This window comes from Nocardiopsis alba DSM 43377, from assembly GCF_000341225.1.
Lineage (GTDB): Bacteria > Actinomycetota > Actinomycetes > Streptosporangiales > Streptosporangiaceae > Nocardiopsis > Nocardiopsis alba.
The window spans coordinates 208,222-222,647 of record NZ_ANAC01000005.1; the positions used below are offsets into that span (position 1 = coordinate 208,222).

The following is a 14,426-nucleotide window of genomic DNA, read 5'->3' on the forward strand; positions in this document are numbered from 1 at the left end:
AGAAGGGCCACGGGTTCGTGCATTCCCCGGGCGGGCCCGCGCGGAATGCACCACAATGGGCCTTCATGGCGGAGGGTAATCGTCTGGTCACGGGATGGTCGAGGGGCGTAGTGAGGTCACTCCAGGACGACGAGCAGATCGGTCACGCGGGTTCGTACACGCCGGTGGGCGGGACCATCGGAGACGAGCCGGAGGCGGGTTCCGGGGTCGGTGCGGCCTCGCTGCGCTGGAAACGGTCGGTCGACGTGTCCAGGACGCACTCGTTCCTGGCCTACACCCGCTCCTGCCTGCACCGTGAGGCCGTGCACCGGCACGAGGCGACCGTCGGACGGTTGGACTCCGACGTCCACGCCTGCATGCCCGCCGGCCCCGAACTCCTCCTCAGCGGGGCCAGGGAGGCCCTGCCGCTCCACGAGGAGGGCGCGCGCGTCGCGCGGCTGGCCGGGCGCCACGGCCAGGCGCTGCGCTACGGATACCCGCTCGTCGTCCTGGGGGACGGTACGGGGGACGATCGGATCGCGCTGCCGCTGTTCGTCGTCGACGTGCGCCCGGTGGAGGAGCCCGGAGAGCGCGACCGCCCCGGAACGCCCTCGCTCCGCGCCGTCGGCACACCCGACGTCAACGTCGCCCTGCTCGCGCGGATCGGCGTCACCGACCCCGAGGACCTCTTCGAACTGCGGACCCGACTGCGCTCCGGAGCCCCCGACCCGATCCACCGCCCCGCCGCCGTCGCCGAACTGGCGGCCAAGACCCGGATCCTGCTCTCCCGGCTGGAGATCGAGCGCGTGGACGACATCGATCCGCTGGGTACCCGCGGCCGCCCCCTTCGTCCGGTCCGGGGCGCCCACAACACCGCCGTGCTCTACCGGGCCGGTCCCGGCGGACGCCCCGAGGGAGAGCCGTTCGAGCCGGGCCTGCCCGAAGGTCTCCTGGCCGACCTCGATCCCACCGACCCGGAGGGGCTGGACCCCGACGCGGTGCCCGGCACCGCCCTGGAGCCCTTGCTCGGGAGCCGCCCCGAGGCCCGAGCACCTCGGGAACGCCCTCAGCGCGAACGACGCCGTTCCCGAAGCAGGGCGCGGGAGGAGGCGGTGAGCGAACCGGCCGCCCCCGAGATCGTGCCGATCGCCGCCTCGCCCCTGGGCCAGGCCCAGTACGAGGTCCTGCGGGCGGCCATGGGCGAGCAGCTCACCGTGGCCGCCGCCCCGCCCGGCGGCGGCGTGCACGATCTGGTCGACACGGTGGTGCGCACCGCCGTCGCCGAGGGGCAACGGGTCCTGATCTGTTGCCATGGCGAGAGCGACATCGACGAGGTCCTGGCCCGCGCGGATACCTCGCCCGAACATCCGGTGGTCCGGGCGGGCGGGGTGGCCGAGGCGCGTCGACTCACCCGGATCCTGGTGCGCGACACGGGACTGCCGCCGGCGTGGATCACCGACCCTGGGGAGCCCGTGGAGCGCGAGGACGACCTCGTCGGCTCTTGGAACCGGATCCGCGAGGTGTGGGAGGCCATGGACGACGTGGCCTCCGGCGGGCACGTTCTGGCCGACCTGGCCTCCGAACGCGGCCGCGACATCGTCCGGGGCTGGAACCCGGAGAGCCTCTTCACGCCCGAGCGCGGTGGCCCCGAGTACTGGCTGCATCGGGCCGAGCGCGCCATCGCCGGTGGCCTGGGCGGGCTCTCGCACCGCTCGGCCGTACGCCGTGAACTCGGTGTGACGACCGATCCCGAGAGTCTGGCGCGACTGTGCTCGGTGGCCCGGATGGAGAGCGAGTGGCGCGAGGCCGTGGAACGACGGACCCGCCGCGCGCCCCTGAACGAGCTCACCGCGATCCTCGACGAGGCGATGGAGGAGCACCGCCGGGCCGGGGCGTTGCGGCTGAGCTCGGTCACCGGGCCACGGTTGCGGCGCGGGCGGGCCGCGGTCGTGAACCGTCTGGAGAGCCTCAACTGGAACGACGGCGGAGGCCGCCCGGCCATGGGGGACCTGCTCGACATCCTGCCCGCGTGGATCTGCCGCACCGACCAGGCCCGTGCCCTGCCCTCCGGTCCAGGATCGTTCGATCTGGTGATCGTGGTGGGGGCCGAACGGACCAGGGTCGGTGAACTGCTCCCCGTGCTCTACCGTTCGGTGCGCGCCCTGGTGATCGGCGACCCGGCGCACCCCGGACCGGCCACCGCCCTGGAACCGGAGGAGGAACGTCGCGCCCTGGCCACCGCCGGGCTGGACGCCGAGGAACTGGACGAGCGGGGGCTGCGCCACGGTACGGGGTCGGCGCTGCGGGCCGCCGCCCGGGGCGCGAGCGCCACGCTCTGGCTGGACGAGCACGACGGGGCGCCCGAGCCCTTGGCCTCGGTGGCCTCCGAGTACTGCTATGGAGGGCGGATCGCGGTCAGGACCGAGCCGCACCCCGGTGACGAGCCGGTCGTCGACTGGCGTGACGTGGCCGGTGACTGCGAGGCGGCGCCGGGTTCCTCCTACGTCAACCGTGACGAGGCCTATCGGGTCGCGGTGGTGGTGGACGAACTCGACCGGACCCTTCCCGAGGAGTGGACCCTCACGGTGGTCGCGCCCTTACAGCCCCAGGTGGCGCTGCTCCGTCGTCTGCTGCGTCAGTGTGTCCTGCGGCGTCGGGTCCGGGTCGGCGGCCCGGAGCTGCCGGTCGACGGTACGACCGACGTCACCGTGCTGTCCCCGATGCTCACGGCCGACGCCCCCGCGATCGCCGAGCGCCGGGTGATGGGGATGGGACACCTGTGGTCCTCGGTGCTCACCCGGACCCGACGTCGACTGGTGGTCGTGGGGGATCGCGCCCATTGGGCCGCCGGTCGTGGTCCGCTCACCGCCCTGCTCGCCGGGGACGGGGAGGGCGGGCTCGGGCTCGCGGAGGAACCTCGGGACGATCCGGCCACCGTCGCCCTGGTCGAGGCCCTGCGGGCCGCCGGGACCGAGGTGGTGGTGCGGCCGCGCGTCCGCGGCTGGGCGACCGACCTCGTGGTCCGCTACGGGGCGCGTCGGGTGGTGGTGCTGCTCGACCGCGAACCCGATGGTCCGGCCCTGCGCCGGCTGCTGGCCCGGGGCGAGGCGCTGGACCGGGGGGTCGAGGACCTGGTCGTGATCGTCCCCGCCTGGCGTTGCCTGGCCGACCCCCGGACCCTGGTCGAGGAGATCCTCTCCGCCTGCTGAGCACACGACCTAACCTTGAGGTGGCGCGGCATGTCCGGAACGCGCCGGTTCGCCCCGCGAGGGGCCGGGAAAGGGGAGGCACGAGTGCCGGAGGGCCACACACTGCACCGGTTGGCGGCGCACTTCGACAAGACCTTCGGGGGCACCACCGTGCGCGCGGGCAGCCCTCAGGGGCGCTTCGCCGACGGGGCCGCCCGTATCGACGGCCGGGTCCTCACCGAGGGGGAGGCCCACGGCAAGCACCTCTTCCTGGGTTTCGACTCCGGTGAGTGGCTCCGCGTCCACCTCGGTCTCTACGGTGCCTGGACCTTCGGCGACGCCGACGGGGAACGCCACCTGGGCGCCCCCCGTACCCCCGGAGCGGATCGGATCGAACTGGAGCGTGACGTCGACGGGTTCGTGGTCCCGCCCGAGCCGGTCGGGGCCGTCCGGGTCCGGCTGGTCAACTCCACCGGCTGGGCCGATCTGCGCGGCGCCTCCGCCTGTGAGGTCATCACCATCGAGGACAAGCGCGCCGTCCAGGACCGCCTGGGGCCGGATCCGTTGCGCCCGGACGCCGACCCCGAGCGGGCCTGGCGCGTCGTCGACCGCTCGCGGACGACCATCGCCGCGCTGCTGATGCGCCAGGACGTGATCGCCGGGATCGGCAACATCTACCGGGCCGAGTCCCTGTTCCGGGCCGGGATCGACCCGATGACCCCCGGCCGCGAGCTGGGCAGGGAACGCTGGGACGCCCTGTGGGAGGACCTGTCGGCCCTCCTGCGGGACGGGGTCCGCGACGGCTACATCATCACGACCCGCCCCGAGGACCGGCCCGACCCCGAGGCCCACCCGGTGCCCCGGCCGGACACCCTCTACGTCTGTTACCGCACGGGAGAGCCCTGCCGGGTGTGCTCCTCGCCGATCTCCGCCACCGAACTGGCCGGTCGCACCCTGTACTGGTGTCCCGGCTGTCAGGCCTGACCCTCCCGGATCGTCCCCTTCTCGGGCCGCCGGGCCGCGGAAAAAGGCCTCGGTCGCCCGAGAGGCGTGGGTTACAATCCCCTCCCGATGGCTTAACCGGTTCAGCGAAGCAGAGTGGGGAGGCGGTGTGGGCTCTGTGATGCGGCGTCCCACGATCATGGACGTCGCCAGGGCGGCGGGGGTGTCCAAAGGGGCGGTCTCCTACGCCCTCAACGGTCGTCCCGGGGTCTCCGAGGCCACACGCGCGAGGATCCTCGCGGTCGCCCGCGAACTCGGCTGGGCGCCCAGCAACCCGGCGCGGGCCCTGGCCCCCGGCGGCCGGGTCGGCGCGATCGGCATGGTCGTGGACCGTCCGGCCCGATCGCTGGGCATCGAACCGTTCTTCATGCGGCTGGTCTCCGGGATCGAGACCGAACTGACCTCCTCCGGGATCGACCTGATGCTCCAGGTCACCGAGGACGTGGCGGCCGAACTCGCGGTCTACCGCCGCTGGGCCACCGAACGCCGGGTGGACGGGGTGATCATGGTGGACCTGCGGGTCGAGGACCCCCGCCCGGCCCTGGCCCGAGATCTGCCGCTGCCCGCGGTGATCCTGGGCGGGCCGGAGGGCACCGGCGGGGTCCCGTGCCTGTACACCGACGACGCCGTCTCCGTGCGCGAGGTGGTGCACTACCTCGCCGCCCTGGGGCATCGGCGGATCGTCCGGGTGGCGGGCCCGGAGTTCTTCGCGCACACGCGCAGCCGGACCGAGGCCTTCCGCGAGGCGGCCCGCCTCGCCGGGGTGGCGGAGGCGCGCACGGTGCACGCCGACTACACCGGCGAGGAGGGCGCCCGGGTCACGCGGCGCCTGTTGGCCACGGCCGATCCGCCCACGGCCCTGGTCTACGACAACGACCTCATGGCGGTGGCGGCCCTGGGGGTGGCCTCCGAGATGGGGGTGGACGTTCCGGGTCGGTTGTCGATCGTGGCCTGGGACGACTCGGCGCTGTGCCGTCTGGTGCGGCCCTCGTTGACCGCGATCGCCCGGGACGTGGTCGGAAACGGACGCGAGGCGGCGCGGATGCTCGGCGGTCTTCTGGCGGAGGAGCGGGTCGATGACGTGGAGACCCCGCCGGGAGAGCTGCGGCCACGGGGGAGCACCGGACCGCTGTCCCACTGAACCCCGGCCGCCCCACCGGCCTCGACCGCCCCGTCGGCCCGCGTGCGCCGGGCGGGTTCTCGGTGACGTCGTGCCCGGTGAGGCTGTCACAAGCGCGTAACAGGGAAGTTCCGGGGGATTGACGGGCTTCTGTCGGTCATGTTGTTGTTGACGTCACTTACCCGGTTCAGCAACGGCCCTCCGCGCCCCTGTGTGGGAGCGCTCCCGGACCTCTGCACGGCACTCGGCCTCCCCCCGAGAGGGCCGACCGGGTGGAAGAAGGAGTCGAGATGAGATCTCTGAGGCTTCCCGCCGTCCTGACGGCGGTGGTGCTGGTCGCCACCGCCTGCACGGGAGAGAGCGGAGCGGGCGGTTCCGGCGGCTACCCCCGGAACGAGACCCTGTACACCACGGGCACCGCGTGGGGACCCCCGACCAACTGGAACCCCATCATGGAGGGCAACTACGCGGTCGGCACGGTGGGGCTGGTCTACGAGCCCCTCTTCCTGTTCGACCCGGAGGAGAACGACTACACGCCCTGGCTCGCCGAGAGCGACGAATGGCCGGACGAGAACACCCACGTCATCACCCTCCGCGAGGGGATCGAGTGGACCGACGGCGAACCGCTGGTCGCCGAGGACGTGGTCACCACCCTGGAGCTGGGCCACTTCGACATCCACTACAGCAACATCTGGGACTTCGTCGAGAGCGCCGAGGCCACCGGTGAACGCGAGGTCACCGTCACCTTCTCCGAGCCTCGCCCCCAGGAGTGGATGAACTGGGTCGCCAACCGCGCGATCGTCCCCGAGCACCTCTGGGCCGACAAGGACCAGGCGCAGGTCAACGACGACCCCAACGCCGATCCGGTCGGTACCGGCCCCTACGTCTACGAGAACCACGCCGACGACCGCATGGTCTGGCGCCGCAACGACGACTGGTGGGGCACCGAGGCGCTGGGGCTGGAGATGAGCGCCACCTACATCGTGGACATCGTCAACGCCTCCAACGAGGTCACGATGAACATGCTCGGCAACCACGAGGTCGACATGTCGAACAACTTCCTCCCCGGGATCGACCAGGTCATCGAGCGCGACGAGACCATCACGAGCTACTACGAAGAGCCGCCCTACATGCGGTCGGCCAACACCGCCTGGCTCATCCCCAACCACGAACACGAGGCGCTGGGCGATCCCGAGTTCCGCAGGGCGCTGGCCCACGCGATCGACATCGACCAGATCATCTCGGGCCCCTACACGAACCTGGTCGAGGCGGCCGACCCCACCGGCCTGCTCCAGCCCTGGGACGACTACATCGACCACGAGCTGGTGGCGGAGGAGGGCTTCTCCTACGACGCGGACGAGGCCGTGAGGATCCTGGAGGACGCCGGTTACGTCGACGAGGACGGCGACGGCTACGTCGAGACCCCCGACGGCGAACCCCTCTCCCTCGAACTGGCGGTCCCCTCCGGTTGGACCGACTGGATGGAGGCGGCCAACATCATCGCGGGCAACGCCGAGGAGGTGGGCATCGACGTCACGCCCGCCTTCCCCGAGCAGGACCTGCTGATCGAGAACTTCCGCAGGGCCGAGTTCGACCTGATGATCAACAACGACCGGGGTCTGAGCAACACGCCCTGGACCTACTACGACTTCATCTTCCAGCTGCCGATCCGCGATGAGCAGATCACCGCCAACTACGCCCGTTACGAGAACGAGGAGGCCTGGGAGCTGACCGAGAGGCTCGCGGCCACCCCGACCGACGACATCGAGGGCGCGGCCGAGATCACCTCGCAGATCCAGGAGATCTTCCTGGCCGATCTGCCGGTCATCCCGCTCTGGTACAACGGCCTGTGGTCGCAGTCCAGCAACCGGGTGTGGACCAACTGGCCGAGCGAGGACCCCGACACCCCCGACTCCTACGCCACCATGTGGAACAACCTGTACCAGCTGGGTGCGATCTACACCCTCGCCGAGATCGAACCGGTCGAATAGCGCGCACGTGGGGCGTCTCCCTCCACGGACGCGCCCCACACGCGCCCCCACACCCGGAGGACACACGTGTGGCGCTACATAGGCCGCAAACTCGGGATCTACGGCATCACCTTCGTCGTGGCGGTCACCATCAACTGGATGATCCCGCGCTTCATGCCCGGCGATCCCGTCCGCAGCATGCTCAGCAGGGCCTCGGTCTCCGACCCGGAGGCCCTGGAACGGATGACCGCCTACTACAACGAGGTCTTCGGCCTCGACACCCCTCTGCACCAGCAGTACTTCGCCTTCTGGGCCGGACTCTTCCGCGGTGACCTGGGAGTCAGCGTCTGGCTCTACCCCGAGCCCGTCGTCGACATCATCCTGCGGCACGTCCCCTTCACCCTCGGGCTGCTGCTGCCCGCCATCATCCTCAGCTGGATCATCGGCAATCGGCTGGGGGCCTTCGCCGCCCGCAGCAAGGTCCTGGACAACACCGTCCTGCCGATCGGCTACATCCTGACCGCCACCCCGTACATGTGGCTCGCGCTGCTCCTGGCCTGGGCCCTGGGCGTGGTCGGCGGGTTCTTCCCGACGGCGGGCGGCTACAGCTTCGCCCTCACCCCCTCATGGACGTGGGGCTTCTTCACGAACCTGGTCAGCCACTGGTTCCTGCCGTTCCTGTCCATGTTCGTGGTGGCGCTGGGCGGCTGGGCGATCGGCATGCGCAACATGATCATCTACGAGCTGGAGGCGGACTACTCGAACTACCTCCAGGCGCTCGGCGCCCCGCGCCGCCTCATCCGCCGCTACGCCTTCCGCAACGCGATGCTGCCGCAGATCACCGGCCTGGCCGTCCAACTGGGCACGATCATCGCCGGGGCGCTGCTCACCGAGGTCGTCTTCAACTACCCCGGCCTCGGCACCCTGATCCTCAACTCCCTGAACAACAACGACTTCTTCCTGTTGCAGGGGATCTTCCTCTTCGTGGTGGTCGGAGTGCTGATCGCGAACTTCATCATCGACATCGTCTACGTCCTGGTCGACCCCCGTACCCGGGTGCGGATGACGGGAGGCGCGTCGTGACCGACGTCCCCGGAACCCCCGGCACCGCCGATCCCGGCACTACGGGGGCGGGCGGCGAACGCCGCACCTCCGAGACCCTCTACTACGCCCGACGCAACCCCAAACTGCTCATCGGCGCGAGCATCGTGCTCCTGCTGCTCGGTATCGGGCTGATCGGGCCGCTGTTCATCGACCACGGACCCAACCAGTACATCGGCCCGCAGAGCACCCCGCCCAGCGGCGAGTACTGGCTGGGCACCACCTCCTTCGGACAGGACGTCTGGGCCCAGTTCGTCCACGGCCTGCGCTCGACCTTCCTCACCGGAACCCTCGGCGGCGGCATCGCCTTCCTCATCGGCACCACCGTCGGCTTCGTCGCCGGCTACAAGGGCGGGATCGTCGACGAGATCCTCAACATGCTCACCAACGTGGTGCTGGTCCTGCCCGGGATGGTCGTGCTCATCGTCGCCGTCGCCTACCTGGACGTGCGCGGCCTGGTCGTGCAGGCGCTGTTCATCGGCCTGACGTCCTGGCCCTGGGCGGCGCGGGCGGTCCGCTCCCAGACCCTGTCCCTGGCCTCCCGCGACTACGTGGACCTGGCCCGGCTCAGCGGTCGTCGCACCTGGCGGATCATCACCAGCGAGCTGGCCCCCAACATGAGCTCCTACCTGGTGATGTCGTTCATCCTCCTGTTCGGCGGGGCGGTGCTCATCGCAGCCGGGCTGGACTTCATCGGACTGGGCCCGGCCGGCGGGGTCTCGCTCGGACTGATGTTGGAGAGCGCCGTCGCCTGGAGCGCCCTGCAACTGGGCCTGTGGTGGTGGTTCATCCCGCCGGGCGCCGGGATCACCCTCCTGGTCGGTTCGATGTACATCCTCAACGTCGGGTTGGACGAGGTCTTCAACCCCAAGCTGCGGGAGCTGTGATGACCCTGCGCGTCAACGACCTGAAGGTCCACTACCGGACCCTGCGCGGGGACGTCCACGCCCTCGACGGGGTCGACTTCGAACTCGCCGACGGCGAGATCATGGGCCTGGCCGGGGAGTCGGGCTGCGGCAAGACCACCCTCGGCAAGAGCCTGATCCGTCTCGACGGGCGGATGCGGCACGTGGGCGGCACGGTCGAGCTGGACGGCGAGGAGCTGCCCATCGCCGACGACCGGGCGATGGTCCCGTTCCGCTACCACCGGGTCTCGCTCATCCCGCAGTACGCGATGAGCGCGCTCAACCCCACCCGCAAGATCGGGCGGATGATCGACGAGCTGCTGCGTTCGCGCGGGGTACGGCCTCGTAAGGTCGCCGACGAGCTGCGGCGACGTCTGGAGCTGGTCGGTCTGGAGCCCGACGTGCTCGGTCGCTATCCGATCGAACTGTCCGGCGGGATGAAGCAGCGCGTGGTCATGGTCATGTCGACCCTGCTCGACCCCTCACTGCTCATCGCGGACGAGGCGACCTCGGCCCTGGACGTGTCGACGCAGCGGTCGGTGGTGGAGTCCCTGGTGGGGTTCCGCGACCGCGGCTACGTCAAGAGCATGATCTTCGTGACCCATGACATCTCGCTCGTCCATCAGATGGCCGACACGGTCATGGTCATGTACGCGGGGCGCATCGCCGAGAAGGCGTCGACGCGCACGATCATCGAGGCGCCCCGCCACCCCTACACCCGGATGCTCATCGGGGCGCTGCCCGAGGTCGGCACGACCACCTCGGACACACGTCTGGAGGGGATCCCCGGCACCCCGCCGGGCCTGCTCGATCCGCCGGTCGGCTGTCGGTTCAGGGCCAGGTGCCCCCTCGCCTCCGAGGAGTGTCTGCGAACGCCTCCGTTGACGGAGGTCGCGCCGGGTCACCGGGTCGCCTGCTGGAAGACGGGAGCGTAGCGCCGTGCTGGAACTGAGCCACGTGCACAAGGTGTACCGGGTGGGCGCGTTCGGGGGAGGACGGCTGCGCGCGGTGCGCGACGTCGACCTGACCGTGGAGCCCGGCCAGGTGGTCTCGCTGATCGGAGAGAGCGGGAGCGGCAAGAGCACGATCGGGAAGATGGTGCTGGGGCTGACCCGGGCCGACGAGGGCCGCATCCTCTTCGAGGGGCGCGACGTCTCCCGCATCAGGGGCTTCGCCGCGCGCAAGGAGTACTACCGCCACGTCCAGGGCGTCTTCCAGGACCCCTTCAGCTCCTTCAACCCGATCTTCAAGGCCGACCGGGTCTTCGAGATGATCCGCTCCTCCTACTTCCCGAAGGTGTCGGACGCCGACTGGCGGGAGCGGGTCCTGGACGCGGTCGGCACGGTCCGGCTGGATCCGGGGAACGTGCTGGACAAGTACCCGCACCAGTTGAGCGGCGGGCAGCTCCAACGGCTGCTCATCGCCCGGGCGTTGTTGTTGGACATCAGGCTGCTGGTGGCCGACGAGATCATCAGCATGTTGGACGCCTCCACCCGGATCGACGTGCTCAATCTGCTGGTGGACCTGAAGGAGCGGGGGCTGGGGGTCCTCTTCGTCACCCACGACCTCTCGCTGGGCAACTACGTGAGCGACCGGACGGTGATCCTGCGCAAGGGCGCCGTCGCGGAGATGGGGCCGACCCGCCGGGTGTTCGAGAACCCGCTGCACCCCTACAGCCGTCACCTGCTCTCGTGCGTGCCCCGGATGGACCGCACCTGGGCGGAGGTGGACGCGGAGCGGGCGGCCCATCCGCCGCCGGAGATCGACCTGCCCACGGTGGCCGAGGGCGACTTCTCCGCCCCGCTGGTCGAGGTCGAGGAGGGGCACTTCGTCGGTATCGACCAGGGCTGACCGCACCACCACACCCCGGTAGGAGAGGAAGAACGATGAGCACGTGGCTCGACCTGCACGACGGCTGGTCCCTGACCCCGGTGGCCCCGACGGGGAGGGCCGCCGACATCGGGACGGTCCCCGCGACCGTTCCGGGGTGCGTCCACACCGATCTGCTCGCCGAAGGTCTGATCGAGGACCCCTATCTCGACGACAACGAGACCCGGCTGGCCTGGATCGGCCGCGGTGACTGGAGGTACACGCGTTCCCTCGCGGGGGAGCGCGCCGCCCTGACCGACGGCGCGGCCGAGCGGATCGACCTGGTCTGCGAGGGCCTGGACACCGTGGCCACGCTCCGCGTCGGCGGTCGGGAGGTCGGGCGGACGTTCGACATGCACCGCTCGTACCGGTTCGACGTCACCGAGGCCCTCGTTCAGGAGGGAGAGGCACCGGGGCTGGACGTGGAGTTCGCCTCGCCCTACCGGTACGCGGAGGAGAACCGGGAGCGGACGGGGCCTCTGCCCGGCGCCTACGACGAGCCCTACCAGTACATCCGTCGGATGGCCTGCGGCTTCGGCTGGGACTGGGGGCCGACGCTGGTCACGGCGGGGATCTGGCGGCCGATCCGGCTGCACGCCTGGTCCACGGCGCGGATCGCCTCGGTCCGGCCCCTGGTCTCGCTCTCCGAGGACCACGCCACCGGGGTGGTCCGGGCCCACGTGGAGGTGGAGCGGACCGACGCCGGACACGACGAGCCGCTCGCCCTGACCGCCTCGATCGCGGGGGAGGAGGTCGCCGCGACGCTCGGCGCGGGGGAGACCACGGCGGTCCTGGAGGCGACCGTGGCCGCCCCCGACCTCTGGTGGCCGCGCGGCCATGGCGATCGGCCGCTGTACGGGCTGAGGGTGACCGTGGCGGTCGGAGACGGCGTCCTCGACACTTGGGAACGTCGGATCGGGTTCCGTCGGGTCGAGGTGAACGAGGAGCCCGACGAGCACGGGACCTCCTTCGCGCTGCGGATCAACGGCCGCGACGTCCTGATCCGGGGCGCCAACTGGATCCCCGACGACACCTTCCCCTCCCGGGTCGACCGTGATCGCTACCGGACACGGATCGACCAGGCCCGCGAGGCCGGGGTGAACCTGCTGCGGGTGTGGGGCGGCGGGATCTACGAGTCCGAGGACTTCTACGAACTGTGCTCCGAGCGGGGCGTGCTGGTCTGGCAGGACTTCCTGTTCGCCTGCGCCGCCTACCCGGAGGACGAGCCCCTGTACTCGGAGGTGGAGGCCGAGGCGCGCGAGGCCGTCACCCGCCTTTCGGCGCACCCGAGCCTGGCGGTGTGGTGCGGCAACAACGAGAACCTCTGGGGACACGAGGACTGGGGTTGGAAGGAGGAGTTGGACGGACGACCCTGGGGTGCCGGCTACTACCTCGACCTGCTGCCCCGGGTGGTGGCCGAACTCGACCCCACCCGCCCCTACCTGCCGGGGAGCCCCTACTCTCCGGGCGAGGGGGTCCACCCCAACGCCCCCGGACACGGTGTCACGCACCTGTGGGACGTGTGGAACGAACGGGACTACACCGTCTACCGCGAGCACGCCCCGCGCTTCGCCGCCGAGTTCGGTTATCAGGCGCCGCCCACGCACGCCACCCTGCGCGCGACGGTGACGGACGAGCCGCTCACCTCGACCTCGCCCGGCGTCCGCCACCACCAGAAGGCCATCGACGGGCAGGACAAACTGGCCCGCGGGCTGGTCGCCCACTTCGGAGACCGGGAATGGGGCTACGACGACTGGCACTACCTGACCCAGGTCAACCAGGCTCGGGCGTTGACGGTGGGGGTCGGCCACTTCCGCTCCACCTGGCCCTACTGCACGGGCACGGTGGTCTGGCAGCTCAACGACTGCTGGCCGGTCACCTCCTGGTCGGCGGTGGACGGCGCCGGTCGCCGCAAACCCCTGTGGTACGCGCTGCGCCGCGTCCACGCGGACCGCGTGTCGGTGGTCCGACCACTCGGAGAGGACGTGGAGGTCGTCCTGGGCAACGACACCGACCTGATGTGGGAGACCGAGGTGACGGTGGCCCGGCGGGAGATCTCCACGGGCGAGGTGCTCTCCTCGGTGACCCGATCGGTACGGGTGGAGCCGCGCGGGGCGCTCCGCGTCCCGGTGCCCGAGGGGGTGGGACGCGCGGGAGACCCGACGGCGGAGGTGTTGACCGTGGACGGGGCCGGAGAACGGGCCTGGTGGTTCTTCTCCAGGGATCGGGATCTGGCCTACCGTAAACCGGAATTCGATGGAGAAACACAGACGTTCGGCTCGGATTTGCGGGTGAAGGTGAGGGCCCGAGTGCTCTTGCGGGATCTGGTCCTGAACGTCGACAGGATCGATCCGGAGGTGGAGGCGGACAGCGCTCTGGTGACCCTGCTACCGGGGGAGTCCCATACCTTCACGGTGCTCGGTGGCGCGGGGCTGGATCCGGCGGCGGTGCTGTCCCCACCCGTTCTGAGGTGCGTCAACGACACCATGGCGACCTCTTCGTGAGCGTCTCGTGACCGTCCGGTGATCGCAACGTGAATCACACGCGTTCCCTTCAGTGCCCGTCGATATTCCTCGACGCGCCGTGCGGGTTGCCACATCGAAATCCCTCGCCATGTCGTGTGGCTGTGGTACGTTCAAGGGGATTGTTAGTCGTTGAATTTCGCAGTTGGTGTCTTGCCCGCGGAGTTTGTGACCGGCGGGCGGTTTCTCATGGAGTCGGCTCGCGGCAATTTTCGGGCGTGAGTATGCGTCCGTGTACACCGAGCTGAAGGAGAGAACATGGCTCAGGGAACTGTGAAGTGGTTCAACGGCGAGAAGGGCTTCGGCTTCATCTCCCCCGACGACGGTGGCCCCGACGCCTTCGTTCACTACAGCGCCATCCAGGGCACGGGCTTCCGTAACCTGGAGGAGAACCAGCGCGTGGAGTTCGAGATCGTCGCCGGTACCCGCGGCCCGCAGGCCGAGAACGTCGTCGCGATCTAAGACCGCATAGACGTGGTGTCGTCGCCCCCGTTCACGGGGGTGTGAACGTCACCTGAACACCCCCGGTGGGCACTGCCCGCCGGGGGTGTTCTCATGTTCGCTGGGGAGTGTTCTTCAGATGCTTTCGTTCGGCATCGGCGGAGCCGATCCTTGGCGAGCGGCAGCCGGGCGATCTCTCGCCAGACGACGAGCGACGGTCAGCCCGGGGTTGGCCGGCCGAGTGATGTCGGCGCCGCGAGAGGAAGCCCGGCACCGTGTGAAGCACCGCGCGCGTCAGCGCGACCGTTGAGGGTGGTGGCGGGCGACGG

General features: G+C 70.3%; 10 protein-coding genes. All 10 read left to right on the top strand.

Annotated features, from left to right (window positions below):
* Positions 1-110 precede the first annotated feature (110 nt).
* Positions 111-3,188 (top strand): DEAD/DEAH box helicase, encoded by a 3,078-nt coding sequence (locus D451_RS0104585; protein WP_017533570.1) that lies wholly within the window; start codon positions 111-113, stop codon positions 3,186-3,188.
* 84 nt (positions 3,189-3,272) lie between these two features.
* A complete protein-coding gene (locus tag D451_RS0104590; protein WP_017533571.1) occupies positions 3,273-4,151 on the top strand; it encodes an Fpg/Nei family DNA glycosylase in 879 nt (292 codons plus the stop codon).
* Between the two features lie 139 nt (positions 4,152-4,290).
* A complete protein-coding gene (locus D451_RS0104595; protein ID WP_017533572.1) occupies positions 4,291-5,310 on the top strand; it encodes a LacI family DNA-binding transcriptional regulator in 1,020 nt (339 codons plus the stop codon).
* 269 nt (positions 5,311-5,579) lie between these two features.
* Positions 5,580-7,280, top strand: a complete 1,701-nt coding sequence (locus D451_RS0104600) for an ABC transporter substrate-binding protein (RefSeq protein ID WP_026124829.1) — start codon at positions 5,580-5,582, stop codon at positions 7,278-7,280.
* A 66-nt stretch (positions 7,281-7,346) separates the two neighbouring features.
* Entirely contained in the window at positions 7,347-8,342 is a 996-nt protein-coding gene (locus D451_RS0104605) for an ABC transporter permease (protein WP_014908617.1), read from the top strand.
* Positions 8,339-9,247 (top strand): ABC transporter permease, encoded by a 909-nt coding sequence (locus D451_RS0104610; protein ID WP_017533573.1) that lies wholly within the window; start codon positions 8,339-8,341, stop codon positions 9,245-9,247. The genes D451_RS0104605 and D451_RS0104610 overlap by 4 nt, the downstream gene beginning before the upstream one ends.
* Positions 9,247-10,200: an ABC transporter ATP-binding protein gene (locus tag D451_RS0104615; protein ID WP_014913533.1), complete on the top strand. Its 954-nt coding sequence runs from the start codon at positions 9,247-9,249 to the stop codon at positions 10,198-10,200. Before D451_RS0104610 ends, D451_RS0104615 begins: the two co-directional genes overlap by 1 nt.
* A 4-nt stretch (positions 10,201-10,204) precedes the next feature.
* Entirely contained in the window at positions 10,205-11,116 is a 912-nt protein-coding gene (locus D451_RS0104620) for an ATP-binding cassette domain-containing protein (protein ID WP_014912448.1), read from the top strand.
* A gap of 35 nt (positions 11,117-11,151) precedes the next feature.
* Positions 11,152-13,638: a glycoside hydrolase family 2 protein gene (locus tag D451_RS0104625; RefSeq protein ID WP_017533574.1), complete on the top strand. Its 2,487-nt coding sequence runs from the start codon at positions 11,152-11,154 to the stop codon at positions 13,636-13,638.
* A 276-nt stretch (positions 13,639-13,914) separates the two neighbouring features.
* Positions 13,915-14,118: a cold-shock protein gene (locus tag D451_RS0104630; RefSeq protein ID WP_014912876.1), complete on the top strand. Its 204-nt coding sequence runs from the start codon at positions 13,915-13,917 to the stop codon at positions 14,116-14,118.
* The last annotated feature ends 308 nt before the right edge of the window (positions 14,119-14,426 follow it).